Origin of the sequence: Stieleria maiorica (assembly GCF_008035925.1) — a bacterium.
GTDB lineage: Bacteria > Planctomycetota > Planctomycetia > Pirellulales > Pirellulaceae > Stieleria > Stieleria maiorica.
On sequence record NZ_CP036264.1, the window covers coordinates 6,338,944 to 6,364,991 of the forward strand.

The 26,048-nt window shown below is 60.0% G+C and carries 18 protein-coding genes; 14 read left to right on the forward strand and 4 right to left on the reverse strand.

All coding sequences use genetic code 11. The features are described 5' to 3' along the window. A complete protein-coding gene (locus tag Mal15_RS21525) occupies positions 1–393 on the reverse strand; it encodes a BlaI/MecI/CopY family transcriptional regulator (RefSeq protein WP_147869659.1) in 393 nt (130 codons plus the stop codon). 469 nt (positions 394–862) lie between these two features. On the opposite strand from Mal15_RS21525, the gene Mal15_RS21530 reads away from it, so the two are divergent. From Mal15_RS21530 to Mal15_RS21550, 5 genes are all read left to right on the forward strand, one after another. Further along, positions 863–2,794, forward strand: coding sequence for a DUF1592 domain-containing protein (locus tag Mal15_RS21530; protein ID WP_147869660.1), 1,932 nt, complete (start codon positions 863–865; stop codon positions 2,792–2,794). Further along, complete coding sequence (locus Mal15_RS21535) at positions 2,791–4,128, forward strand: DUF1552 domain-containing protein (protein WP_147869661.1); 1,338 nt, start codon at positions 2,791–2,793, stop codon at positions 4,126–4,128. The genes Mal15_RS21530 and Mal15_RS21535 overlap by 4 nt, the downstream gene beginning before the upstream one ends. Continuing rightward, the gene (locus Mal15_RS21540; protein WP_147869662.1) at positions 4,125–6,479 is read left to right on the forward strand and encodes a HEAT repeat domain-containing protein; all 2,355 of its coding nucleotides are present in this window, start codon (positions 4,125–4,127) and stop codon (positions 6,477–6,479) included. Before Mal15_RS21535 ends, Mal15_RS21540 begins: the two co-directional genes overlap by 4 nt. 197 nt (positions 6,480–6,676) lie before the next feature. Continuing rightward, the gene (locus tag Mal15_RS21545; RefSeq protein ID WP_147869663.1) at positions 6,677–7,552 is read left to right on the forward strand and encodes an MBL fold metallo-hydrolase; all 876 of its coding nucleotides are present in this window, start codon (positions 6,677–6,679) and stop codon (positions 7,550–7,552) included. Positions 7,553–7,641: 89 nt separating this feature from the next. Beyond that, positions 7,642–8,430: an SDR family NAD(P)-dependent oxidoreductase gene (locus Mal15_RS21550; protein ID WP_147869664.1), complete on the forward strand. Its 789-nt coding sequence runs from the start codon at positions 7,642–7,644 to the stop codon at positions 8,428–8,430. Positions 8,431–8,451: 21 nt separating this feature from the next. On the opposite strand, the gene Mal15_RS21555 is transcribed toward Mal15_RS21550, so the two are convergent. Then, positions 8,452–9,267, reverse strand: a complete 816-nt coding sequence (locus tag Mal15_RS21555) for an XdhC family protein (RefSeq protein ID WP_147869665.1) — start codon at positions 9,265–9,267, stop codon at positions 8,452–8,454. 46 nt (positions 9,268–9,313) lie between these two features. On the opposite strand from Mal15_RS21555, the gene Mal15_RS21560 reads away from it, so the two are divergent. The 7 genes from Mal15_RS21560 to Mal15_RS21590 all read left to right on the forward strand — a co-directional run bounded on the left by Mal15_RS21560 (position 9,314) and on the right by Mal15_RS21590 (position 16,700). Then, positions 9,314–9,934 (forward strand): nucleotidyltransferase family protein, encoded by a 621-nt coding sequence (locus Mal15_RS21560; protein ID WP_261344515.1) that lies wholly within the window; start codon positions 9,314–9,316, stop codon positions 9,932–9,934. Between the two features lie 171 nt (positions 9,935–10,105). Beyond that, complete coding sequence (locus tag Mal15_RS21565; RefSeq protein ID WP_147869667.1) at positions 10,106–10,567, forward strand: (2Fe-2S)-binding protein; 462 nt, start codon at positions 10,106–10,108, stop codon at positions 10,565–10,567. Further along, positions 10,564–12,849, forward strand: a complete 2,286-nt coding sequence (locus Mal15_RS21570; RefSeq protein WP_147869668.1) for a xanthine dehydrogenase family protein molybdopterin-binding subunit — start codon at positions 10,564–10,566, stop codon at positions 12,847–12,849. The genes Mal15_RS21565 and Mal15_RS21570 overlap by 4 nt, the downstream gene beginning before the upstream one ends. 679 nt (positions 12,850–13,528) lie before the next feature. Next, positions 13,529–14,281 (forward strand): SDR family NAD(P)-dependent oxidoreductase, encoded by a 753-nt coding sequence (locus Mal15_RS21575; RefSeq protein ID WP_147869669.1) that lies wholly within the window; start codon positions 13,529–13,531, stop codon positions 14,279–14,281. A 65-nt stretch (positions 14,282–14,346) separates the two neighbouring features. Then, complete coding sequence (locus Mal15_RS21580; protein ID WP_199773705.1) at positions 14,347–15,072, forward strand: CDP-alcohol phosphatidyltransferase family protein; 726 nt, start codon at positions 14,347–14,349, stop codon at positions 15,070–15,072. Positions 15,073–15,074: 2 nt separating this feature from the next. After that, a complete protein-coding gene (locus Mal15_RS21585) occupies positions 15,075–16,049 on the forward strand; it encodes a phosphatidate cytidylyltransferase (protein ID WP_199773706.1) in 975 nt (324 codons plus the stop codon). Between the two features lie 3 nt (positions 16,050–16,052). Continuing rightward, complete coding sequence (locus tag Mal15_RS21590; protein WP_147869670.1) at positions 16,053–16,700, forward strand: lysophospholipid acyltransferase family protein; 648 nt, start codon at positions 16,053–16,055, stop codon at positions 16,698–16,700. 40 nt (positions 16,701–16,740) lie between these two features. On the opposite strand, the gene cls is transcribed toward Mal15_RS21590, so the two are convergent. Then, the gene (cls, locus tag Mal15_RS21595) at positions 16,741–18,183 is read right to left on the reverse strand and encodes a cardiolipin synthase (RefSeq protein ID WP_147869671.1); all 1,443 of its coding nucleotides are present in this window, start codon (positions 18,181–18,183) and stop codon (positions 16,741–16,743) included. Between the two features lie 42 nt (positions 18,184–18,225). Further along, a complete protein-coding gene (locus tag Mal15_RS21600) occupies positions 18,226–22,722 on the reverse strand; it encodes an FG-GAP-like repeat-containing protein (RefSeq protein WP_167546966.1) in 4,497 nt (1,498 codons plus the stop codon). A gap of 221 nt (positions 22,723–22,943) precedes the next feature. On the opposite strand from Mal15_RS21600, the gene Mal15_RS21605 reads away from it, so the two are divergent. Continuing rightward, positions 22,944–23,924, forward strand: coding sequence for a zinc-dependent alcohol dehydrogenase (locus Mal15_RS21605; RefSeq protein ID WP_167546967.1), 981 nt, complete (start codon positions 22,944–22,946; stop codon positions 23,922–23,924). Next, on the forward strand, positions 23,900–25,861 hold the full coding sequence (asnB, locus tag Mal15_RS21610; protein ID WP_147869674.1) for an asparagine synthase (glutamine-hydrolyzing): 1,962 nt from the start codon (positions 23,900–23,902) through the stop codon (positions 25,859–25,861). Before Mal15_RS21605 ends, asnB begins: the two co-directional genes overlap by 25 nt. The last annotated feature ends 187 nt before the right edge of the window (positions 25,862–26,048 follow it).

Genomic DNA, 26,048 nt, shown 5'->3' on the forward strand with positions numbered 1-26,048 from the left:
TCACCGGTTGCCTTTGTTCTGGGGACGGTTCACTTCCTCGCGGAGTTCCTTCAGCTCTTCATCGCTCAGATCCGATGATTCGAGCAAGTTGATCATCGCCGATGCTGCGGAACCATCGAACAATCGATCGACCAGATCGCGCATCATCCGCTTGGCGGTCGCTGACTTCGAGACCCTGGCGCGATACTCGTAGCGTCCGTCGGACTTCTTGCGAGTCACATATCGCTTCTCCTCCATGATCCCCAGGACGGTCATCACCGACTGGTAAGTCAGCAAACGCTCGGGTTCGAGGGCCGCGCGGATCGCCTGGCCGGTGAGCGGACCGGATTGCCACAGCACCCGCAGGATCTCAAGTTCCAGTTCGGTCGGATGTTTCGAAACACGACGCGACATCAATCGCTCCAGTCCTGGGTGTCGAAAGAATTCGATTATCGAATGAATTAGATATTTGTCGCGGGTGAAAGTCAAGCTTTTTTGTCAGGATGATGCGAGGCCGCTGGAATTGCGGGTGTTTTCCTTGAACGCCTGACTGGACAGCGCCACTTTGCACGAGAATCATCGTGAATCCCTGGTTAAACGTAGCTACCTTCGCCAGAAGGTGGATCTCCGGGGGTTTCCACGCTCTGGCGAGCGTCGCTACGTCGAAGTGGCGCTGTCCCGCTAGAAGCCAACCCCTATTGCTTGGGCGGCCGGGGGAATTTGCGTTCCGCTGGTCGACAGGTGATAATGCGCCGTGCCGGTGGACTGCCGGCGTGCCCCCCCTTCGCCGCGACCCCGGCGAAACTACCCAGAGGTTTTGGCTTCGACACCCGTTGTCGGACCACTGCCGACGGTGCCCCGCCAACAATCCGCCGCCCTGCCGATGACTGCACTTCAACGCGCGAGCCGTTTAATCCGCTTCACTTCCATGATCTGGACGGGCGTGATCTGGCTGTGTCTTGGTTGGTTGGGTGCCGATCGATCACCCGCCGGCGAATTCCCGGCCGATGAAAGCCACGCGACGAACTATTCCACCAACATCGCTCCGTTTCTTCAGACGCACTGCGTCGTCTGTCACAGCGGCGATGATTTCGAGGGCGAAGTCAGCTTTGATCGCTTCGAAGACACGGCCAACATCCAAGAGAACTACGAGTTCTGGGAAAAGGTGCTGCGACTGGTCGTCGAACACCAAATGCCCCCGGCCGATCAAACGCAGCCGACCACCGATGAAATCGCGTCGCTGGCCGCCGCGATCGAAGTCGAGTTTTCGTCGTTCGATTGCAGTTCGGCCGAGCACCCCGGCCGCGTCATTATTCGTCGATTGAACAAATCTGAATACAACAACACGATTCGCGACCTGTTGGGGCTGGACCTGAACCTTGCCGACAACTTCCCCTCGGACGACGTCGCCCACGGGTTCGACAACATGGGCGAGGTGTTGACGATCCCGCCGATCTTGTTCGAGAAATACTTGGAGGCCGCCGCGACGATCGCCGAGAAAGCGTTGGCCGACGAGCAAGCGAAAAAACGTGTGCTGCCTCGTGAAGCGGCCAATGACGACGAACAGGTCGCGGTCGCTCGGGAAAACATCCGACAATTTGCCACGCGAGCCTTCCGACGACCGATCAGCGACGACGAAGCCGACCGTCTGTTTTCCATCATGCGCAGCGCGTTCGAGCGAGGTGCACCGAAAGACGAGATTTTTCAGACCGTCGTCACCGCGATTCTGATCCATCCGAGCTTTTTGTTCCGCGTCGAGCGCGATCCGGAACCCGACGATGCAGACGGAATTCGCGCGCTGGACGGTTACGAACTGGCCACACGGTTGTCGTACTTTCTGTGGAGCAGCATGCCTGACGAGCGACTGTTCGAACTGGCCGCATCGGGCGAACTGGCGAACAAAGACGTGTTGGCAGCCGAGGCGAAACGCATGCTGGCCGACCCCAAGTCGCAAGCACTGGTCGACAACTTTGCCGGGCAATGGCTGCAGCTTCGCGATGTGTCGTCGCTGATGCCCGACCCGGTTCGGTTTCCCGAGTTTGACGATTCGCTTCGTCGATCGATGCGACGCGAGACAGAAAAGTTCTTTGAACAAATCGTCCGCGAGGACCGCAGCGTCTTGGAATTTCTGAACGCGGATTACACCTACGTCAATGAACGTCTGGCACGACACTACGGCATCGATTCGATCCAAGGTGATTCGTTTCAAAAAGTATCGTTGCCTGCCGGCCGACGCGGCGTGTTGACCCATTCGAGCATTTTGATGCTGACGTCCAACCCGACGCGGACATCGCCGGTCAAACGCGGCAAGTGGATTTTGGAAAACATTCTGGCCGAACCGCCACCGCCGCCACCCGCGGATGTGCCGGAATTGGAGGAAGGCGGCGAGGTGCTGGGGTCGCTGCGTGAGCAGATGGAGGAACACCGCGCCAACGAGTCCTGTGCGGTCTGTCATCGCAAGATGGACGCGTTGGGGTTCGGGATGGAGAACTTTGACGCCGTGGGGGCGTATCGCCAGCGTGACGGAGCGTTCGACATTGACGCTTCCGGCGAGTTGCCCGGCGGAGTCGCCTTTGACGGGGCCGAAGAGCTGATGCAGATCCTGGTGCAGGAAAAAAGCGAGCAATTCTGCAAGTGTTTGGCCGCTAAATTGCTAACTTATGCGTTGGGGCGGGGTTTAACCTCCTACGACCGATGCACGGTCCAGTCCGCGTTGGCGGCACTGGAAAACGACGGCTATCGATTCAGTTCGCTTGTGACGGCGATCGTCACCAGTGATCCCTTTACGATGCGGGAGAGGAAGCGAGATCAATGAGTATTCAAACGAGCCGGCTGTCACGACGAACGATCCTGCGCGGGCTGGGAGTTTCGCTGGCGCTGCCGTGGATGGAATCGACTGCCCCGAAAGCCGTCGCGGCCTCGTCCGCTTCGCCCAACCGGATGGCGTTCATCTTTGTCCCCAACGGAGTCCATCTGCCGGATTGGACGCCGCAGCTGGAAGGCTACGGCTATGACCTGCCGTTCACCCTCTCGCCCCTGGCTCCGGTCCAAGACGACGTGTTGGTGATCAGCGGGCTAACACACGACAAAGGCCGTGCCAACGGCGATGGGCCCGGCGACCATGCCCGCAGCGCATCGGTCTTTTTGACCGGCGCACAGCCGCGAAAGGAAGGCGGATTGCGGTCGGGTATTTCGGTCGATCAAGTCGCCGCGCAGGCCGCCGGTCACGCGACGCGATTCCCGTCGATCGAACTGGGGATCGAACCGGGACGCAGCGCCGGGAACTGTGATAGCGGCTACAGCTGTGCCTATTCATCCAACATCGCCTGGTCGTCCGAATCAACTCCGGTCAGCAAGGAGATCAATCCGCGATTGGTATTCCAGCGATTGTTCGGTGACGGGACACCGGCACAACATGACCAAAACGCGATCCGCCGCGAAGCCCTGCGCCAAAGCATTCTGGACTTCGTCGCCGAAGACGCCAAACGATTGCAATCCAAGCTCGGGCGTAACGACCAGCGCAAGCTGGACGAATACCTGGACGGCGTTCGCGACGTCGAAAAGCGAATGGAACGCACCGACGATGACTTTGATGTTTCCGAAGACGTCGACTATCCGATCCCGGCGGGGACGCCGAAGGATTATGGCGAGCACATTCGATTGATGTGCGACATGATGGTATTGGCGTTCCAAACCGACCGGACGCGAATCGCGACGTTCATGTTTGCCGACGCGGGCAGCAACCGAAGCTATCGGCACATCGGCGTCGGCGAGGGGCATCACAACCTGTCGCACCACGGCGGTGATTCCGAAAAACACGACAAGCTGCGAAGGATCAATCAGTTCCACGTCGCGCAGTTGTCTTACTTGTTGCAGAAACTGAAATCGACGCCCGACGGCCAGCAAGGCTCACTGCTCGACCACACCTCGGTCTGTTACGGCAGTGCGATCAGTGACGGCGACCGGCACAACAACGAAAACTTGCCCATTCTGTTGGCCGGCGGTCGCCAGATCGACTCGGGACGCCATATCCGTGTCGCTCCCGAAACGCCGATGTGCAATTTATTCCTGTCGATGCTGGACCGATTCGGAACGCCCATCGATTTCGTCGGTGACAGTACGGGACGTCTTTCGGAGCTTCAACTTTGAACGTCACGGGGCAACGATGGTTGACGGTCGCATTGGTGCTGGCGTGTTGCGTCAGCTCGCCCGCAGCCGATCCGCCGCGTGACGGCGACGAAGCGTCGAAGGTCGACCAGTGGGCCGCGGCCCTGATGAGTGTCGAGGTGGACGAGCGGCGGGACGCAGCGTATGCGCTCGCGCGGCTCGGCCGAGATGCGTTGCCGGCGATCGATGCGTTGATCAAAGGGCTGGGCGATCGCGACGATCAGGTTTGGATGCAGTCGGCGATGGCGGTGGCAAGAATCGGCCCCGAGGCAGAACCGGCCATCGAAGCGCTGGTCCAAAACATGGGCGATGATGACCAGCAGCGGCGTTATCGATCCGGATGGGTGCTGTCACGAATCGGATCGGCGGCGGTTCCGGCGTTGGTCGACGCGGCGAAGGATGAATCGACCCGACGCCGCATCGCGGCGCTCGATGCGATGGGCTGGATGATCGAGGATGCCGAGCGTTTATTGAATAGCTTGAATGAAGCGGTGCGTGACGACGATCCCGACGTGCGGCGGCAAGCGGCCGCCTCGCTGTCTCGGCTGGGACCGGCGGCGGCGGACTCGCTGGGCGCTGCACTGGGCAGCGAAGATGCGGCGGTGCGCGGAATCGCGGCCGAGGGGTTGGCCAAAACAAAAGAGCACGCAGCCCCCTACCGAGACCGCCTGATCGAATTGTTAGACGATCCCGACTCGGCGGTCCGCGCGGCCGCGATCGTCGCGGTTTCGGTCGCTTCGCAGCCCGACGATCAGTTGATCGATTGGATCATCGACGCGGTCGTCGATGGGGACGTTCAAGTCCGCAGCGGCGGCGTGATCGCGCTCCGCAACCTGGGGGCTGCGTCCGAGCAAGCGGTCGACCGACTGATCGAATTTCTGCAAAGCGACGACAACCGCCATCGCGATGCCGCGGCGTTCGCACTCGGCACGTTGGGGACTCGTGGTGCCAAAGCGATCGGTCCGTTGGTCGCGTCACTGAAACAGCACACCGGTTCGACAGATGACGCAGATGCCGACCAACCGTCTCCGATCGACGATGCACTGCGTCGGATCGGAGCGGCATCGGTGCCGGCACTTTTGGACGCCGCTTCGGACGCGGACCACTCACGCTCTCGTCTGGCCAAGGCGCTTGCACAAATCGGCCCGGTCGCGACGGCACCGCTGATCGAGGCGTTACAGACGGAAACGGGCGAATCCAAAACGATCGCGGCCCAGGCGATCGGAAAAATGCGATCAGTGCCGGCGGCCGCGGTCGCGCCCTTGGCAGCCTGTTTGGATGAGGCGGATCCGCGCCTGCGTGCTTCCGCAGCGGCGGCGTTGGGGCGGTACCCGCAACTGGACGACCATGTCGTGTCGCGTCTGGGGACCCTCTGTCAGGATCCGCAGTCCGAAGTGCGTGCCGCGGCGGTGTTGGCTCTTGCCAAGGTCGACGACGACGCTTCGCGGGTCACGAAGCGAATGCTCGAAGCGCTCGACGATGGCGAGGCCGGAGTGCGTCGCAGCGCGATCGGTGGTCTGGCACGCATGGAAACGGCGTCCGGCGAAGTGATTGACGCGTTGATCGTCGGGTTGGACGATTCGGACGCGATGGTGCGTCATGAGGCGGCGCTGGCGATCGAAGCGGTGGGCGAAGCTGCGAGCCGAAGTGCGCCGCGATTGATGCAATTGCTCGGTGATGAAGACAGCTCGGTCCGCGCCGCGGCGGCATCCGCACTGGCGACGACCGCCGCACCGAGCGAAGACCTGGTTGTGGCCTTGGGTAATGGTCTTTCCGATGCGGAGGACGCAGTCGTGCTTGCGTCCTTGCGATCGGTCACGACGTTGGCTGACCAAGCCGTTTCGTTGTCCGATCAGGTGGTCGCGTTGACGGATCATGAACGCGCCGATCTGCGTGCGGCCGCCTATGCGTGCTTGGCAAAGATCGAAACCGACCGTCAGAAATCGGTGCCGCTGTTGATCCAAGGGCTCGGTGATCAGGACTGGGCGGTCCGACGCGATGCGGCCGAGTCGCTCGGCGAACTGGGGGCCGATGCCAAATCGGCCGTGCCGGCGTTGTTTAAACTTTTGCCGGTTCCGGAGGACACGAACTTTGCGAAGACCGCGCTGCGGGCGATCAACACCGCGGGCCCCGAGGCCGTTCCCGTGTTGCTGGCGGGCATCGAATCCAACGACCGCCGTCAGCAATACTATTCTTTGTACATGCTGGGCAAAGTGCGTCCACGGGCGACCGAGGCGATCCCGATTTTGGAGCGTCTGTTGGAGGAAACGGACAGTCGGGGGATGAAGCGGGCTTACGAGAAGGCGATCGACGAAATCAGCGGCCGGGATTAGTGCTTGGTCGGCTCTTGAGATCAATCGTCTGATTGCAGCCCGGGGGCATTACACCATCATTCTGCCCCGAATCATTCTGCCATCCCTCTCCTCGTTTTCGCCGGCACGACAGCACGTCCAGGCTATGATGTTGATTGCCGCTGGCGAACCGCGCAAGAGGTGCACGACGTTATCGGAACGAAATCAGGAGCCGCCCCATGAGTCCGACCAAGCCACTGACGATCACGGGATATTCCACGGCGCTCTTTTCGACCTGGTACTTCATCGACGAACTCGCCTGTCTGTTCGATTGCGGCGATGGGATGTCCGCAGGCCTGCTGCAAAAATCGCGAAAGATTCGACATGTTTTTATTTCGCACGCCGATCGGGACCACTTGGCCGGGCTGCTGCAATTCAATCAGCTCAACGCGCGCCCGGAACTGTCGATCCACTTCCCGCGACACTGCGGATCATTTCCGGCGTTGGCCGCGTTCTCGGGAAAATTCGATCCCCAGGTGACGGGGACCAAGTGGTTGCCGTTGGATCCGGGGGACGAGGTTCAGCTGCGAGCTGACTTGGTCGTCCGCGCCGTCGCCAATCGTCACATCGAATCCGTGCCCAGCCGGTCCAAAAGTCTCAGCTACTTCGTCGAAGCAATCAGCAGAAAACTGAAACCGGAGCATCTCGGAAAGCCGGGGGATGTGATCGCTGCGCTTCGCAGTCAAAAGGGCGAACGGGCGATCACGGAGGAACACCGACGGATCAAGTTGGCGTTTTCGGGTGACACGCCGATCGAAACGGACGGTCGTTATGACGACGCCGAAGTCCTGATTCACGAATCGACCTTTCTGTCCAGCGACGAGATCGCCGCCGATGACCCCTGTCTGATCCGGCACAGTGCGCTCGATCAGGTGATGGAGATGGCATCCAACAGCCGGATCGGGACACTGATCCTGGGGCACTTTTCGACGCGCTACCACGACCACCAAATCCTGGAGGCGATCGATCGGTTGCGGGAACGGTACAAAATCGAATTCCCCATCAAGGTCGTCTTGCCGGGCCAGATCGGACGTGACGTTTTGGCCGATGCGTAGCGTCGCGTCGACGATTTACCTCGGGGTAGCGGAACTCGCCAAGAGTTTCGTTCCTGTATCACCACTGCACACAACACGGAGTTGAACACATGTCAGAGGCCGCCGTTCTGCCTGGAATCAAACTGTTTGACCTGACCAATCAGGTTGCCATCGTGACCGGAGGGTCCAAGGGATTGGGTTACGCGATGGCGTCGGGCCTGGCATCGGCCGGTGCGAGCATTGCACTTTGCAGCCGTAACGCAGACGAAGCGGAGCAAGCGGCCAGGCAGATTGGTGACCACTACGGTGTGCGAACCGTTGGCATCCAAGCCGACGTGACCGATCCGCAACAGATTGAAGCATTGGTTTCCAAGGTGGATCACGATTTTGGCGGTGTCGACATCCTGGTCAACAATGCGGGCATCAACATCCGCGGTGCGATCGGTGATCTCTCCTTTGACGATTTTCGCAAGGTCCAACAGATCAACGTCGACGGGGTGTGGTCGGTCTGCAAGGCGGTGATTCCGATCATGAAGCGACGCGGTCGCGGGCGGATCATCAATCTGGCCAGTACGCTGGGACTGGTGGGGCTGGCCAATCGCACGCCCTATGCGACCAGCAAAGGGGCGATCGTCCAGATGACGCGGGCGTTGGCACTCGAACTCGCCGACGACGGAATCACCGTCAATGCCATCTGTCCGGGGCCGTTTCTGACGCCGATGAACGAACCGATCGCCGAGAGCGAAGAAGCCAAGAAGTTTATCGTCGGTGCGGTCGCGCTGAATCGCTGGGGGCGGATGGAAGAGATCCAAGGCGCTGCGATCTATCTGGCCAGCCCCGCGTCCAGTTACACGACCGGCAGCATGCTGGTCGTCGACGGCGGCTGGACGGCAAGGTAAATCAAAGATGGGGGCAGAAGATTAAAAGCGCTTGACCTTGTGATCGAACACGCCGAGTTTGTCGCGTTGCTGGATCAATTGCGCGACGATGCTGATCGAGATTTCAGCCGGGGTGTTGTTGCCCAGCGGGATGCCGACGGGGCAGAAATAGGATTCCAGTTTTTCCACCGGGATGTTTCGCTGTTTCAATTCGCGTTTCAGCACACTCGCCTTTTGGGGACTGCCGATCACGCCGATGTACGGCGCGTCGCGGCTGGTCAGGATTTCCGCAAGAACCGGCAGGTCGGTCGCGTGGCCTTTGCTGATCAAGACAAAAAACGTCCCCGCCGGTTGCTCGGCGACCAACTCGTTTGGATGTTCGACGCAGCGTTTGGCCAGCTTGGGATGCTCGGGGATTTTTGCCAACCAATCCGGTCGCGGATCGATGCAGGTGACGCGGCAGTGCAACTGACACAGCATCGGAACGAGCACCTGTGCCACGTGTCCGGCTCCGAACACCGCGATCGGCCAATCGACTTTGCCGTGGACTTCGAAGAACAGTTTCACCTCGCCGCCACAGGTCATGCCGATGTCGGTTTGCAAATTCCAGACCACGAAGTCGCAACCGGTTCCTTCCGTGGCCGTCAATAATCGCTGGGCGTGTGCGATCGCGGCGGCTTCGATCTTGCCACCGCCGATCGTGCCGGATTCGATTCCGGCGGTTGTCACGATCGCCTTGGCGCCGGTGATCTGCGGGGCGCTGCCGCGGATGTCGATCAACGTGACCGTCACAAACGGTGTTTCCGATTGCAGAAGCGTCGTCAGTTTCTGATGATGTTGCACGACATCATAGGTCATTTCGCAATCGCTCCGAATCTCGGCCCGACAGGATCTCGGCCCCACAGTGAACCAGCCGCCACCAAAATGTTATGCGATCGTTCCTGCCGCAGGAAGAAGCATGCGGATGGGCAGCGCGAAATTGCTGTTGCCATGGGGCGACGGCTTGCTGATCGACCAGGTGCTTGGGGTCTGGGCCGACAGCATGGTGGACGAGATCGTTGTCGTCGTGCGGAAGGAGGATCGGGAATTGAGCGATGCGTGTCGTCGTCACCCGGTGCGTCTGGTCCACCCGAACGTCGATCCGCAGGACATGAAGGCTTCGGTGCAATGGGGCCTTCGCGAAATCGAGACGGTGTTCAACCCGATCGACCGAGATCGCTGTTTCATCGCGCCGGCGGATCTGCCGAACCTGTCGTGTGCAATCATCGACCGGCTGATCCGGACCGAATCGGATGCGTCGACCATTGTGGTCCCGCGATTTGGGGATCGACAGGGGCATCCGGTGCTGTTGCCGTGGCCGCTGACGGCGGCGGTGTTTCAGCTTGGGGCAGGCGAGGGGGTGGATCAAGTGGTGAAGCGGCACCCCAAACGGTGCGTGTCGTTTCCCGCCGGCCAGCGGGTGACGGATGTCGACACACCCGAGCAATACGAGCGTTTGCGAAGGAACACCGGCGAAGCGGAATAGTTCGCATCGGATGAAACGATGAAACGGATCGGCGCCGTGCCCTGTCGTCAGGTGCCGTGCCCTGTCGTCAGGTGCCGTGCCTTGTCGTCATGTGCCCGTCGGGTCTGGTAGACTGAATCCCGGCGACATCTGATTTTCCTCTTCTGTCTCGACGAGTGCAAAAGGGACCCCATGACATCGATCAACGTGAATGGCAAAGTCCACGATCTGGGAGACGTGCCCGACGACACGCCCTTGTTGTGGGTCTTGCGTGACCAGCTCGGATTGACAGGTACCAAATACGGTTGCGGGATCGCCGAGTGTGGCATCTGCACCGTGCACCTGGACGGCGTTGCGGTGCAGTCCTGTATCACTCAACTGAGCGAGGTCGGTGATTCGAAAGTCACGACCATCGAAGGGCTTTCCGAGGACGGTTCGCATCCGGTCCAAAAAGCCTGGAAGCAGCACGGCGTTCCGCAATGCGGCTATTGCCAGGTCGGCCAGATGATGATGGCCGCCGCGATGTTGGAATCCAATCACGATCCCAGCGACGACGACATCGACGGCGAGATGTGGAACATCTGTCGTTGTGGCACGTACCCGCGTATTCGCGCAGCGATCAAGACCGCGGCCAAGGAGATGCAGACCCGATGAACGCTCCCACCAAAGCTCGCAAGGGCATTTCGCGTCGCAGTTTCCTTGCCGCTGCTTCGGCCGGGTCGTTGGTCCTGATGGCCAAGGTCACCCACGGCCAAGACGTGGTCGTGGTCGGCGCCACCAAAGCGAACCTCGAATCGTTTGATCCCGACTTGTTCGTCTCCATCGCGCCCGACGGAACGGTCTCGATCCTGGCCCACCGCAGCGAAATGGGGACCGGAATCCGGACCAGTTTGCCTCGCATCGTCGCCGACGAATTGGAAGCCGACTGGGCGCGAGTTGAGATCGTCCAGGCGATCGGCGACAAACGACTCGGCGACCAAAACACCGACGGGTCCAACAGCATCCGATTCTTTTTCGACCGGATGCGAATCGCCGGCGCGACGGCGCGGACGATGTTGGAACGCGCCGCGGCACAGCAATGGGGCGTTGCCGCCGACCAGTGCCATGGCGACAACCACCGCGTCGTTCACTCCGACAGCGACCGCGCGATCGGATACGGAGAGTTGGTTTCGATCGCCAAGACACTGGACGTTCCCGCGGCCGATGAACTGAAACTGAAACCGGCCTCGAAATTCCGCTACATCGGCAAAGACGCGCCGATCACGGACATGGACGCGATTCTGACGGGCAAGGCGATCTATGGGATCGATGCCCGGATGGAGAACCAACTGTATGCCGTCATCGCCCGACCACCGGTGGTCGGTGCCGCGGTGAAGTCGTACGACGCGGCCGACGCGATGGAAATTCTCGGCGTCGTGGACGTGGTGGAGATCCCCAAGTTCGACGGTGCTCCGCTGTTTCAGCCGCTCGGCGGCATCGCCGTTTGCGCCGAGAGCACCTGGGCAGCCTGGCAGGGACGCGATGCGCTTGAAATCGAGTGGGACGAGGGGCCAAATGCGAGCTACGATACCGACCAGTTTGCCAAGACGCTTGCCGAATCGGCCAATCGACCCGGCAAAGCGGTCCGCAACCACGGCGACGCGGGCAAGGTGATTGCTGAAAGTGACAACGTGCATCGCGCCGACTACACCGTGCCGCACTTGTCACACGCTCCGATGGAGACACCGTGTGCGGTCGCGGATGTGAAGACCGAAGGCGACAAAGTCGTCTCGTGCATCGTCACGGCGGCCACCCAGAACCCCCAAGCGGTTCAGCAAGCCGTCGGGCCGGCCATGGGCATGAAACCGGAAGACGTGATCGTCAACGTCACACTGCTCGGTTCCGGGTTCGGCCGCAAAAGCAAACCGGATTATTGCGTCGAAGCGGCAATGTTGTCTCGCAAGCTCGGCCGCCCCGTGCACGTCACGTGGACGCGTGAAGACGATATTCACAACGATTATTTCCACACGATGTCGCATCTGCATCTGGAAGCCGCCGTAGACGAGAAAGGCAATCCGACCGCGTGGTTGGCCCGTGCGGCCTATCCGACCATCGGTTCGACGTTCAACCCATCGGCCAAGGAACCGGCCGGGTTCGAAGTCGAGATGGGGCTGACCGATTGCCCGTACCAGATCCCTAACTTGCGCGTGGAAGTCGGCCAAGCAGTCGCGCACACGCGGATCGGTTGGCTGCGTTCGGTCGCGCACATCCAGCAAAACTTTGCGGTCGGGTCGTTCGCCGACGAACTGGCTCATCACGCCGGCCGCGATCCGTATCAGTACTTGCTGGAGTTGTTGGGCGAAGATCGTCATTTGGATCTGGAGGCCGCCGGGTTGTCCAACCGCGGTGCTTCGGCGACGGACTATCCCTACGACATCGCACGGCTGAAAGCGGTCACGCGTCGCGTCGCGGAACTTGCCGATTGGCAACGAGGAAAGGACTTGCCCAAGGGGCGGGGGCTGGGGATCGCATGCTGCCGCGCGTTTTTGGGTTACACCGCCCATGTCATCGAAGTCGACATTTCCGAAGACGGGAAACTGCGGATCCCCAAGGTCTGGGTTTCGCTGGACGCGGGGCTGATCGTCAGCCCTGATCGCGTGCGGGCGCAGGTCGAAGGCGCGGCGGTCATGGCCACGACCCAAGCACGTTACGGGAAGATCACGTTCAAGAACGGACGGGCACAGCAAGGCAATTACGATGATTACCCGATGGTCACGATGAGCGACGCGCCGCGTGAAATCATTGTCGATGTGGTCGACAGCCAAGCCGCACCGGCAGGTGTCGGCGAAACGACCGTTCCATCATTCGCCCCGGCGCTCTGCAACGCGATCTTTGCCGCGACAGGAAAACGGATCCGCGATCTGCCGCTCCGCGACCACGACCTGTCGTGGAGCTGAACGGGGTTGCAGAGGGACACCGGCGAACGTTGGTGTCTCGCCTTGCGGGACCGTCCAGCTTAGGACACAGGCGAATAGCGACGAATCCGAACACTCTGGCCGATGGGGTAAGAGGTGGTCGGCCGATGGGTGGACGACGTCCTTTCTAGATCGTCGCGCTGAGCCCCACGGGCGACGGCCCGGAAGGGGCATCGTACCCCAAGAAAAGCATCGCGCTAAGCTGGACGGCCCCTTGAGGCGATTCCCGCTCGCTGAGCTCGTCCCCATACGCATCAAGTTAAGGCTTGATGCCGTCAAACAATAAGAGACACCCTCCCTTCCAGAGGTCGTGAGGTTTTTGAGTCGTTGTTAGGCAAGGGGTTTCGTCGCTCTCCCAGGACCACAAGGACGGTCATTACCCACGGATGGCAGCGCGAACCCACGGATGTGATGCGGTCGGGGGTCCGTGGGTTCGCGCGGCCATCCGTGGGCTCTTTCGACTCCTCCTGACCTCCATCTCCAACACAACACCTCGAGAAGGAAAACCCCTCGCTGCGCTCGCCCCTCCCTTCTCGGGAGGGTTTCTCGTAACTTAGTGCGTCGACCGCTTTCGGCGCTCGATACTCCCGCCTGCGAGACGTCCTTTGCGTGTGGCGGCTTTGAACATCCAATTCTCTTTCCCTTTTTTAGATTCCTTGCCATGTCTGAATCACGCCCCGTTGCGCTCGTGACCGGTTCGGCGACCGGCGTCGGCCGCGCCTGTGTCCTGCAGTTCGCCCGCCGCGGCTACGACGTCGTTGTCAATTACTCGCGCAGCGAAAGTGAGGCGTTGCAGACCGCATCCGATGCCAAGGCGTTGGGAGCCAAGGTTCTGGTGGAAGGCTGTGACGTGTCCGACGATGCGCGTGTCCGCAAAATGGTGCTGAAGGTCGGAGAAACCTTCGGGCGGTTGGACGTCTTGGTCAATAACGCCGCGACGACGTCGTTCATCGAGCACGGCGACTTGGAAGGGCTGACCGAAGCGATGTGGGATCGGATGCTGGCGGTGAACCTGAAGGGCGTGTTCTTCGTCACGCGGGCGGCGGCCGATCTGTTGCGACACGGCGGATCGGGCAGCGTTGTCAACGTCAGCTCGGTCGCGGGGATCACCGGCAGCGGTTCGTCGATCGCCTACTGCGCGAGCAAAGCGGGCTTGAACACGATGACCAAATCGCTCGCCCGTGTCCTATCGCCCGAAGTTCGCGTCAACGCGGTTTGTCCCGGCCCGATCGACAGCCGCTGGATCAAGGAGGGCAATCCCAAGTGGGATTTGGACGCGATGGTCGCCGGTTATCCGATCCCCAAGGCCTCTCAGCCGGACGACATCGCTGACGCGGTGCTGTTCTTTGCCACCGGGACGTCGATGGCCACGGGGCAGATCTTAAGCGTCGACGGCGGTCAAACGCTGTTGTAGTCTTCCGCTACAATCGGCGGTGCATAGATTGGCCGAGCTGCTCGATCCATCACGGGTTGTTTGCGATGAACGAAATCGAGGGAAGACGTCCGTTGAAGACGCGTGATTGGCGAATCTTTCAACAGGTGGCGGCGTGGCTGGCCCAGACGGCGGTGACGCCGAACATGATCAGCGTGTCCAGTATCGGTTTCGCAGTCGCCGCCGGGCTGGCACTGGCCGGTACGTCGGTCGCTCAGTCGTCCGGCATGTTGGCGGGGCTGTACTTCAGTGCCGCCGTCTGCATGCAGTTGCGGTTGGTCGCCAATCTGCTTGACGGCATGGTGGCCGTCGAGGGCGGAAAAGGCTCTCCGGCCGGCGCGTTGTACAACGAGGTCCCGGACCGCGTTTCCGATGCCGCGATTCTGATCGGCGCGGGTTATTCGTTGGCTTCACGCCCGGAATTGGGGCTGATGGCAGCCGTGGTCGCCGTGTTTGTTGCGTACGTCCGCGCGATCGGTTCGAGCGTCGGTGCGGGGGAAGTCTTTGCCGGCCCGATGGCCAAACCACAGCGAATGGCATTGATGACGCTGGGAAGTGTCTTGTGTTGCTTCGTTTCGCTGTCCGGTAGCGGCCTCTCGGGACGCTGGCAATCGCACATCATGGGAACGGTGCTGGGATTGATCATCGTCGGCGGCGCAATCACGGCCGTCCGCCGCCTGCGATTCATCTCGGAAACCTTGCACATCGCGCTGCGAAGCGATTCGGCGGCCGGCTCCGAGACGTCCGCCGTCGAGGATTCCGAGGGAGAATAAGATTGTTCAGTCACCTCTCGACGGAGATCCACCTGACGTTCGCGGCGATCGCCGCATTATTGCTGCTGGCCAACGCGATTCTGGTCTTGCGTCGACGCTCGGTTCCCGACCGGGACGACACCGAATTGTCACTTCGCGTTCGGACGTGGTGGATCATCGTCGCAAGCTTTGCGGCGGTGCTGGCTGTTTCGCGGACCACGGCGGTTGTGTTCTTTGCCTTCACCAGCTTTCTCGCCTTCAAGGAATTCCTGTCGCTGATCCCGACGCGGCGGGCCGATCACCGCGTCCTGTTCTGGGCGTACTTGGCGATCCCGTTGCAATACCTCTGGGTGGGAACCGCTTGGTTCGGGATGTTTATCATTTTTATTCCCGTGTACATGTTCATCTGGCTGCCGACCCGGATGGTGTTGATCGGCGAGACGAAAGGGTTTCTGCGTGCGATCGGGACGGTCCAATGGGGATTGATGACCACGGTCTTCAGCCTCTCGCACGCCGCGATGCTGCTGTTCATTCAGCCTGGTGGGTCGGCACGCGTCGCGGCGGTCTGGGCGGATGAATCGGCGAAAGCATCTGGCGGCGCGGCGTTGTTGGTGTTTCTGGTCCTGTTGACGCAGTTCAACGACGTGGCGCAGTTCTGTTGGGGAAAAACGGTCGGAAAACGCAAGGTGATCCCGAAAGTCAGCCCGGGGAAAACGGTCGGCGGACTGATCGGCGGTGTCGCGTCCACGGTCGCATTGGCGGGATTGGTCGGTCCCTGGTTGACGTTTCTCGATTTGCCACGATCGCTGATCGCCGGTCTGATCATCGGCGTTTCCGGGTTCGCCGGCGATGTTTCCATCTCTGCCCTCAAGCGTGATTTAGGCGTCAAGGATTCCGGCAGCACGCTGCCCGGCCACGGCGGTGTCTTGGATCGTGTCGACAGTTTGACGTACACCGCACCGTTGTTCTTTCACTTCATCTACTACTGCTACGGTTGATCGATGACGGACGTCTTGCGGCACCTATACTTTCTGTTGATCGTGCGTCCGGTGATCCTGGTCGTGATCGGTTTGAACGTGCGGAGGTCGAACCTGTTACCGGACCAGGGTCCCGCGGTGGTCGTCGCCAACCACAACAGTCACTTGGACACGATGGTGTTGATGACACTGTTCGGGATGCGGCGATTGAAAGACGTGCATCCGGTGGCGGCGGCCGATCACTTTTTGCGGAACCGTCTGATGGCTTGGTTTTCGACCAAAATCATCGGCATCATTCCACTGGAACGCGAAATCAAGGGCGTCCGTCGCGACCCGCTGGCCGGGATTTGTCAGGCGCTCGATGAGGGCAAGATCCTGATCCTGTTTCCCGAAGGCAGTCGCGGGGCGCCGGAGATTCGCGAAGCGTTCAAGACGGGGATCGCCCACATCGCCAAACGGCATCCCGAAGTGCCATTCACGCCCGTCTTCATGCACGGTCTGGGGCGGTCATTGCCCAAGGGCGAAGGGATCTTGGTGCCGTTTTTCTGTGACGTGTTCATCGGCCAGGCGATCGGTTGGACCGGGAAGAAAGACTCCTTCATGCAAGCGATCGCTGACGCAATGAGTGCATTGGAAGCGGAAAAGGAAATCCCGCGTTGGGAAACGTCATGAAGAGTTTTTAGGGGGAGGTAGATTTTTGGGGTAGGACGATTCAGAGGATCGGGGCGAACAGGCGGGCGATTTGAGAGCCCGCGACCGACCACCAACGTCGGTCGGCGAGTTGCTGGGCGGTGATTTCCGTCGAGTTTTCGAAGTCGGTAAGCAGCATCTGTTCGACTTCGCTGGTGAAATCGTCGTCGATCGTCAGTACGGTGATTTCAAAGTTCAATCGGAACGACCGGTTGTCAAAATTCGCGGTTCCGATCGCCGAGGCGTATCCGTCGACCAGCAGAACTTTCTGGTGCAGGAAACCGTCGCCGTATTCGTACACCTTGACGCCGGCTTCGATGACCTGGCGGACGTAGGACATGGCGGCCAACTTGATCCACGGTTTGTCGGGGATTCCCGGGATCAGAACACGGACATCGACGCCCCGCAGCGCCGCCAATTGCAACGCCGTGATCACGCCTTCGTCGGGGACGAAGTAGGGCGTGGCGATCCAAATGCGTTCGTCCGCCGAATTGATCGCGTGCGTAAAGAACAGCCCGCAGGTTTCATAGTCATCGGCCGGGCCGCTGGGCAGCACAAAGACCATTTTGTCGTCCTCGTCCGACGGTTGCGGTTCCCATGAGACGGTGGGCATCGACTCGGTCGCCCAGTACCAGTCTTCGACGAACGCCATTTGCGTCGCCAGCACGGCCGGGCCGCTGATCGAGATGTGGGTGTCGCGCCAGGGGGACAATCGGGGGTGTTTGCCGATGTATTCATCACCGACGTTGTGCCCGCCGACAAACGCGATCCGGCCGTCGACCACGACGATCTTGCGGTGGTTGCGGAAATTGATTTGAAATCGATTTCGCCATCCCCGTGTCGTTCGCATCCCCGTGACACGTACACCGGCGGCGGTCAGTTCGTTGACGAAGGCTTTGGGGATGCCGCTGGACCCGATGTCGTCGTAAAGCAGATAGACGGACAGGCCCTGCTTTGCTTTTGCGATCAACCGGTCCTTGAGCTGTCGTCCCAACGAGTCGTCATGGATGATGAAAAACTGGACCAAGATGTAGGTCGTGGCCGCGTCGATTTCCGCAAAGATCGCATCGAAGGTGGCTTGGCCGTTGACCAACAGACGCGTGTTGTTGTTCCTGGTGAACCGCATCCGGGCGAGTTGCTCGAGCGCCCGTGCCTCGCCGAATCGCGATCCCAAGTCGACGATGTAGGGCGTCATCCTTTCGCGAACCTGATCCAAATTGTCGATCGCATCGCTGGTGCGGTCCCGCCGCAGGTTGACATACCCTTGGAATTTGTTGCGGCCGAAAATCCAGTAGGCGGGGACGGCAAAAAACGGCCAAGTGACCAACGTGATCGCCCAAGCGACGGCCCCTTGGGACGTCCGCGTCGAGATCACCGCCTGAACGGCCGACAGGATACCGAGGACCACAAAAACAAAGACGGTGGCACCGACGAGCGACAGGTTGGTCAGGGAGAGATCAGGCATAGGGTCTGATTGTAGTGGCTGGTAAGCACGATGCTTACCCGACTAGGATGCCTGATTCAATAGGACCACGATATCCTTGGCAAGCGTGTCGATGACTGCGAGATCCAGCAGGCCGTCTTCGTTGAAGTCGGCCAAGGCCATCTCCATCGGGTTTCCGCCGGTGCTGAACCGAAGTTCATCGGCAAAGGTCCCGTCACCGTCACCTAGGTAAACCGAAACGGCACCATCGAAACGGTTGGAGATCACCAAGTCCACGTTGCCGTCACCGTTGATGTCGTCGGCAAGCACGTCTCGCGGTGAATCGCCGACGCTTAAGGTTGCAGCGACGAAGAAACCTCCCAGGCTGTTTTGTAGAATGACGGTCACGTCGTCGCTGTCCTGGTTCGATGAAATCACGTCCGTTCGATTGTCGTCATTCAGATCCGCGGTGACCACGGCGTTGGGAGCGGCGCCGGACAGATGACCGGGGACGAGGTCTTGGAAGGCAGCAAAACTGCCGTCGACTTGTTGCAGGCTAAAGGCCGGCGTGCCGGAGGTCAAATTGCTGCCGATCACGATGTCCGGCAGACCGTCGCCGTTGAGGTCGGCGACCGAGACGCCCAATGCTCCAACCGGGGCCGGAATCGAAATCGGATCGTCAAAGCTGCCGTCCCCATTGCCGACCAGAATCCTGACGGTACCTGAGACGACGGCGATCAAATCCAACTTGCCGCCCTCCAGGCCGACCAGCGCGGTGATCTCTCCGGCCTTCTTAAACGGAGTCAGGATCCGTCCGAAGCCCAAAAAATTGTCGTTGACGGTATCGATCTGCAGGAAAACATCTTCGATCGTCAGCAGTCGGCTGACCTTCCATGTTTCCAACGCGATCCTGCCGACGGCGTCCAAACCCAGCGAACCATCCGGTTTAAACTCGAGTCGGATGAACGAATCGTCCGGCGGGTCCTCCGCTTCCGGGGCACTGTCGGCCTTGGCATCGATAGTGGCCAGATCCGGTTCTTCTTCCAGAGCAAACGACCACGCCACGCCCAGGCTATCGCTCAAATCGACCAACGCTTCTTCGTCGTCCGGGGATGCGAACGAGGCGGCGATCCGCAATTTGGGATCGAATTCTGGGAACAACAACTCCAGCTGTCCGCGCAGCAAAAATCGGTTGCCGCGTTCGATGCCCAGGTCATCGACGCCGCGTTTTTGAAATTCCAAACTCAACTCCGTCGCTTCGGCCTGGACATCAAACAACGTGAATGCCTGATCGGGAAACTCGACCTTTGCTCCGGTCAGATCCACGTCGTTTCTGGTGATGATCACCGAGTTATCGGAGTTTTCGCCGGACCCGATATCGATTTCGACGTTCCCGAGTTTATCCGGCAGCGTGATTTTTCCTTTCAACCCCAGGCCGACGCCCGATTGGGGCAAGAACAATTCGGTCAGCGTGAATTTCAATCCGGCCAACACGAACGCATTTTCTTTGGGCGGTTGGCCGGGCACGTCTTTGCTGGGGAACAATTCAAACTCTTTGGTCATCCGGTTGATCCGCAAGACCTTCTTGTCTTTCTCCGTCAAGAAGACCTCGGGGCCGAATCCAGGGATGTCTTCCAGCAAGTTCGTCGTGATCGATCCCGACAAGAGAAAGAACTCCTCGTTGACTTCGAAGGTCCCGTCGATCGCGAACAAGGGATCGAAGGTCGGCCCGGCGAGACCGATTTCGACCTTTCCTTCGATCGTGAATCGCTTGTTGATGTCACCGGTGACTCCACCGGAGACACGTCGGATGGCGAAGGGATCAAGCTGGATGGCGTCGGCCGCGTTGACGGGAATCGCCGGCAAATCTTCGCTTTTGTGTGACAACGTCAGTTCGCCCGAGGGGCTTTGCAATCGATCGAGCAATTCCGTCGACAGCACGCTGAAGCTGGCCGATCCCGATGACTGCTTGAATTCAATGTCTTCATCGTCGCCGGCGAAGCTCATGTCCTGGATCGGACCCACCACGTCCACGTGCAAGACCTTTTTTTCGTCCGCGGCCGGTTGTGAATCCTCTTCTTTCAAGACATTGGGAAAGGCCAATTTGGCGTCTTCGGCAACGATCAAGGCGTACAGAAACGTTTCATCGCCGATCTGCGCACCTTCGCTGGTCGCCGTGACTTGAACCGTGCCGGTGTAGATTTTGGCATGGTTGGTGTTCGGGTCCTCGTCCTGCAGTGCGCTGATTTCCCCCGCGGTGATTTTGCGTGATTTCAGATCGATCGTCTTGGATTCCTTGGGGCCGAGGTCCAAGGACATCTTGTCGGTCTTGGTCTTTGTCAGTGTGGAGATCCGGTCCAGCACAACCTCTGCCTTGACCGGCTCGGTGGACGTGTTGCTGATGACGATTTGCGCCTCCTGATTCTCGGCGGTGAAAATCCTGTTCAATCCGCTGATCGTCACGCTAGCCTGGCCTTGTCCAAAATCCTTGTAGCCGCCCTTGGTGAGGCTTCCGGCGCGGGCCAAGTGCCATCCCGGTGCTTCGATGACGCCGCCGTCGGAAACGATGCGACGTCCATCTTCGCTGACCGTTCCGGTGCCCACGATCTTCCATTTGCCCGCGTCGTGATCGAACGAGAAAATGGACGATTTTTCTCCTGGGGCAAGGCCGTCAAAGTTGGGGAAGGTGATCGCCGCCGGCACGTCAAAACTGTTCGCACCGGGGGTTTGGATCGAAACGACCAGTTGTGGATCCAAGAAAGATGGCAGGGGCGCGGGGATACGATCCGGTTCGACCGGGATGATCGCGGCGGTCGTGGCGGGCGTTCCCGCGTCATCGATCGCGGCACCGGGCTCGATCGTCAGCGAAAACTCGTCGAACAACGTCGGATCGGTCTCCGGCAGAATCTGTTCCAGACGCGCACGTCCGTCGCCACCAAACCCGACCATGGTCGATTCGGTCGCCGACAAGGCCTGGATGTCGGTCTCCTTGAGCGGCGGCAAGTAAATATCAAAGGGAGTCCCGGCCATGTTGAGTTGCAACAGACGTCCCGCTTGGCTGTGAAATGGTTTCCCGACGTTCGGATAGACAAAGCCGGCGGGAAGATTCGTGGCGGTCGTTCCATCGATATGGACAAAGAACTCCGGCGCCGGCATGTCGGTCAGCTCAAAGCGTCCGTTGACGTCGGTCACGACATTTTTGTCGGGCAAGGAATCGACGCGAATCGTGGCGCCGACGATCGGTTCCCCCGTGTTGGAATCTTTCACGAACCCGAACACGCCTGTCCCCGGTACGGGCGTCAGCGGCAAGGTGCGAAAGTCGGCGTGCTGCACTCCCCCGGGTTCATCATCGCCGTCGGCATCGAGGGCGATGCCGTCGCGTCCGATGATTTTGGAGCCATCGACCACGACCCGAATCTCCGTCGAAGCCGGCAACGGGTCGTCATAAAAAAACGTGGCAAACCGTTCGGTGCTCGACACGCGAATCGAACCGTCGACACGTTCGCCGTTGGCGATCAAATAGAACGCGTCGCTGGTCACCGTGGACGCATCGACCGGTTCGTCAAATCGAACGATCGTTCTTCGGGTGACGCTGACCAATTCCTCGCCGGCGCTGGGAGACGTCGATCCGATGTTCGGCGGATCGGCAACCAAGAAGGTTGCAATTTCGGTGTCCGCGGCCAACACGTTCCCCGCCACGTCCTCGATCGTCGTGGACGTTTTCAAACGATACGATTCGTCCGGCAATGACTGGAACAGCGATAGCACGAGCGTCGCATCGTCGATGGAACTGATGCTTCGAATCGGAATCGACTGGCCGTGTTGTGATCCGCCGTCAATGGTTAAGTCGAAACTGGTCGGCACGATCGTGGTGGAAACGGATTCCCCAAGATCCAGTTGGGCGGAATCAAATGTGCGACGCACCGTCGAATCGACCAGCAACTGCGGCATCGGCGCCGCGCGGTCGATCGTCAGATCAAAGCCTATCTGATTGCCATCGGCTCCCACGCGAATTTCAAAACGGTGGTCGCCGTCCGCCAAGGGGCCGCCCGCGATCGCATCGAGCGTTTGTGTCGAGAGCGACGCTTTGGATGCCGTAAACTCACTGGTGATTTCGGTGAAGGGAGCGTTTCCCGAACCGTCAATTCGCGCGAACACCCCTTGGTTGCCGAGCTTACCCGAGCTGATTTGAAGATCGACGCGATAATCATTGGAGACCAGGTCCAGATTTGTCACTCCACCGGGGGCCGAGTCATTGGGCAAGGTCGCGGCGACGAGCGGGATGTCTAGCGCCAAGACGTTCAGCACGTGAAGCGCGTCGAGCGGCGTTCCCATCGAGTCTCCGTTCACATCGATGAAATTGCCGATGCTCTTGGCCGGGTCGGCGATCCCGTTGTCGCTCAATGCGATCGCGTTGATCACGCGTAGCGCATCGAGCGGAGAGACTTCGCCGTTGCGGGAAACGTCGTACCGCTGCAGGGGATTGGTGCCGAACGGGTTAGCGGCCAGCAGATCGCGCCGCTCCAATCTTTCGATCAATGCTTTTCGCTTGAAAGCACGTCGAGTGACGGTCTTGATCATCGCAGGTGCCTCGGCTGGACCCGATGGAGCCCAACCCGCCATTATAGTGCTCTGGACTATACAAATGTGCAAAAATCTTGTGGGCGATCGATCCGCGCTGCCCTGCCCTGCTCCATCGAAGAGCGGCGGAGTGGCGATCCTCACGAACCTTCCCGCGGCGATCGGCGTCCTTTAGATTGAGCAAACTGGTCGAACTTTTTTTCTGTTTGGAGGGAAATGGATTGCAAGCTCTTGTCCGAACCGATGAAGGAACCGAGTGGAGGGACGTCGCTGCGGTGACGCCCGGTGTCGGGCAGGTGCTCGTGCAAGTTTCGTTGGTCGGTTTGTGCCGGACGGACTTGGCGGTCGCGTCGGGACGATTGCGGGTCGACACACCGCGAATTCTCGGGCATGAGTTTGTCGGCCGCGTTGTCGCCGTCGGTGAGGATGTCTGCGGTCTTTCGCTCGGGGACAAGGTGGCCGCCGATCCGGTGCTACATTGCGGGCGATGTGACCGCTGTGCCGGTGGTTGGCAGCATGCTTGTCGCAGGGCACGGTTTTTGGGCGTCGACGTCGATGGTGCGATCGTCCAACAAATCGCCATTCCCGCACCAAACGCTTGGCGGCTTCCCGCGTCGCTGGATGATCGCATCGCCGCATTGCTCGAACCGGTCGCGGCCTGTGCGGCGGTGTTGAAGACACCGATCGATGTTTCACAGCGCGGCGTCGTCTTCGGCAGGGGGCGTTTGGCGAGTCTGACGAAGATGATCCTCCAGTCCCGCGGATTTTTGCACGTGCATTGCGTCCATCGCGGCGCGGAGCCGATGGAAAGTGACCAGTATGACTTTGCCATCGATACCGAGGGGACAACCCGATCCGTGGGGCAGCTCGCCGACAGTCTCCGACCGGCCGGCGTCTTGGTACTCAAGAGTCGGCCGCTGCGGCCGGTCGAATTGCAGTTGAGAACGCTGTTGCCCAAAGAGCCGCAAGTCGTCCTGGTCAACTACGCCGACTTTGCCGATGCCCGTGAATTATTGCTGGATCCCGCGATCGACTTTGCATCGTTGCTGGGACCGGTTTGGAGTGCGGAGCGATCCGCCAGGGCGTTTGAAGCTGCCGCGCTGGACCCGTTTCGGAAACATTTTGTCGACCTGACCAGCTTCCCGGCCCAGAATTCCGTCGCGAGATCGCAGCATCAATGTGTGCCATCGTCGGATGTGTGAATTGGGGATTGCGACGGAAGCTGACCCGGGATCGATTGATGCGGGCGGCGGAATCGATGCAACATCGTGGCCGCGACGGTACGCGTGTCATGTTTCAACCCGCATCCGGTCAACGCGGGGCGTTCGGACTGGGGCACTGCCGCTTGGCAGTCAACGGAGGCCCGTCGGCAGTTCAGCCGATCGGAAACCGTTGCGGCGACATCTCGATCGTCGTCAACGGAGAATTGTACGATCCCGGTGATGTCCTGCGGCGACGTCTTGAATCCCAAGGACATCGATTTGCGACGTCCAGTGACAGCGAACTAGCACTCCACCTTTACGTTCAACATGGACTCGAGTTTGTCCAGTATTTGCGGGGCGAATTTGCCATCGTGATTCATGACGCCCGCGAGAATCGATTGCTGGCGGTCCGTGATCGATTCGGGATCAAGCCACTGCTATACACGCAGCGCGCCGGAGAGACCTGGTTCGCCTCGCAGGCCTGCGCCTTTCGAGCCGCGGGGATCGAATTGGAATGCGACACAGAATCGGTCTGGCATGTGATGAGTTTTCAGTACACGCTGCCGGATCGGACGTTGCAACGAAACGTCTTTCAAATCCCGCCCGGCTGTCTCGCAATCGCGCGCGACGAGACGGTGCAAATTCATCGCTACTGGGACCTTGACTATCCACCGCTGGATGACCGAAATCCGTCTGCGTGCATTGGCGATGCGGACGAGTTGGCCGCGGCGCTGGCCGATCGCTTCGACGAAGCGGTGCGGATTCGTCTGCGTGGCGACGTTCCCGTGGTCTCTCACCTCAGCGGGGGCATCGATTCGTGCAGCGTTTTGGATTCGGCGGTCCGGCAGGGGGGAGTCGCGGCGGCATTTTCGATCGGGTTTCCGGGCGATGCGGACCATGACGAATCAAAATCTGCCGTCGACATCGCCGCCCGCTTGGGAGTCCACTTTTATGGTGTTGATGGTTCTCCGAGGCATCTGATCGATGCCATCGAAGCCTCGGTCACGGCCAGTGAAGGTTGGTGCGTCAACGGTCACTTGCCCGCCAAATACCTGCTCAGTCGAGCGATTTCGCAGGCAGGGTACAAAGTGGCATTGACCGGCGAAGGGGCGGACGAGTTGCTGGCCGGATACGCTCATCTGAAAATCGATCATTGCCGTTCGGTCGCGCCCGCCGCAATCGACGGGATTCTGGCTCAGAATCGGACGTCCTATGGCAGCATGATCCCGGCCGCCGGCGGCACGATCCCGACGCAGGCGATTCGCGCCGTGCTGGGGTACGTGCCGACGTTTCTGGCCGCCAAAGCGTCACAGGGTTGGATGATCCGATCGCATCTTCAAGCGAGTTTCTTGGCCCCGTTTTCGGGCCGCGACGCGATGGCAGAATTCGTTGCCGCAGTGTTTGATCCGGATCAAATCGACAACCGACACGTGGTTCATCAATCGCTGTACGTTTGGATGAAGACGGCGCTGGCGCAAAACATTCTGCGTACCTTGGGCGACGGATGCGAATCGGCCCACGCAACGGAGGGCCGATTGCCGATGTTGGACCACTTGCTGTTTCAGTGGGTGAAACAACAGCCCATCGGTCGTTTGATCCGATCCCAGCAGAGCGGAGAATCGGATCTCCGACGTGGCAAAACAACCGAACGGTTCGCCGACAAGTGGCTGTTACGCGCCGCGATGCGAGATCGTCTGCCATCGCGTGTGGTCAATCGGCCGAAGCATCCCTTTGACGCGCCGCCGTTGGCCAACAGCCTGTTTCGATGCCAGCGTCTGATGGACTTTCTTCAGTCAAGGATCGATGACCACCCGTATTTCGATGCCGCCAAGGTTCGGCGGACGCTTTCGATGATGAAAGACGCGAACCAGGAATCCAAGACCGCCACCGACCCGTTATGGTGGATGCTGCTATCGTCCCATTCGTCCCTTGCGTAGCCCGGGAACGAGGGTGTAGCGGAATCGAAAACGCCAATTTCCTACGAAAGAAAACGCGAACGAATTGAACGATGTCGCACAGCCCAGGCTCCGTCTCTTGCAACACACACCACGTGCGGCGGAGCCACACGGACATCGCGTTCCCAGGCAGAGCCTGGGAACGAGGAAGACGAGGACCAACCGAGAC

What these genes read in the sequence shown, in the direction of transcription:
- Mal15_RS21525 (WP_147869659.1), bottom strand. Translation starts at nt 393, where the DNA reads ATGTCGCGTCGTGTTTCGAAACATCCGACCGAACTGGAACTTGAGATC.
- Mal15_RS21530 (WP_147869660.1), top strand. Translation starts at nt 863, where the DNA reads ATGACTGCACTTCAACGCGCGAGCCGTTTAATCCGCTTCACTTCCATG.
- Mal15_RS21535 (WP_147869661.1), top strand. Translation starts at nt 2,791, where the DNA reads ATGAGTATTCAAACGAGCCGGCTGTCACGACGAACGATCCTGCGCGGG.
- Mal15_RS21545 (WP_147869663.1), top strand. Translation starts at nt 6,677, where the DNA reads ATGAGTCCGACCAAGCCACTGACGATCACGGGATATTCCACGGCGCTC.
- Mal15_RS21550 (WP_147869664.1), top strand. Translation starts at nt 7,642, where the DNA reads ATGTCAGAGGCCGCCGTTCTGCCTGGAATCAAACTGTTTGACCTGACC.
- Mal15_RS21555 (WP_147869665.1), bottom strand. Translation starts at nt 9,267, where the DNA reads ATGACCTATGATGTCGTGCAACATCATCAGAAACTGACGACGCTTCTG.
- Mal15_RS21565 (WP_147869667.1), top strand. Translation starts at nt 10,106, where the DNA reads ATGACATCGATCAACGTGAATGGCAAAGTCCACGATCTGGGAGACGTG.
- Mal15_RS21570 (WP_147869668.1), top strand. Translation starts at nt 10,564, where the DNA reads ATGAACGCTCCCACCAAAGCTCGCAAGGGCATTTCGCGTCGCAGTTTC.
- Mal15_RS21575 (WP_147869669.1), top strand. Translation starts at nt 13,529, where the DNA reads ATGTCTGAATCACGCCCCGTTGCGCTCGTGACCGGTTCGGCGACCGGC.
- Mal15_RS21580 (WP_199773705.1), top strand. Translation starts at nt 14,347, where the DNA reads ATGAACGAAATCGAGGGAAGACGTCCGTTGAAGACGCGTGATTGGCGA.
- Mal15_RS21590 (WP_147869670.1), top strand. Translation starts at nt 16,053, where the DNA reads ATGACGGACGTCTTGCGGCACCTATACTTTCTGTTGATCGTGCGTCCG.
- cls (WP_147869671.1), bottom strand. Translation starts at nt 18,183, where the DNA reads ATGCCTGATCTCTCCCTGACCAACCTGTCGCTCGTCGGTGCCACCGTC.
- Mal15_RS21600 (WP_167546966.1), bottom strand. Translation starts at nt 22,722, where the DNA reads ATGATCAAGACCGTCACTCGACGTGCTTTCAAGCGAAAAGCATTGATC.
- asnB (WP_147869674.1), top strand. Translation starts at nt 23,900, where the DNA reads ATGTGTGCCATCGTCGGATGTGTGAATTGGGGATTGCGACGGAAGCTG.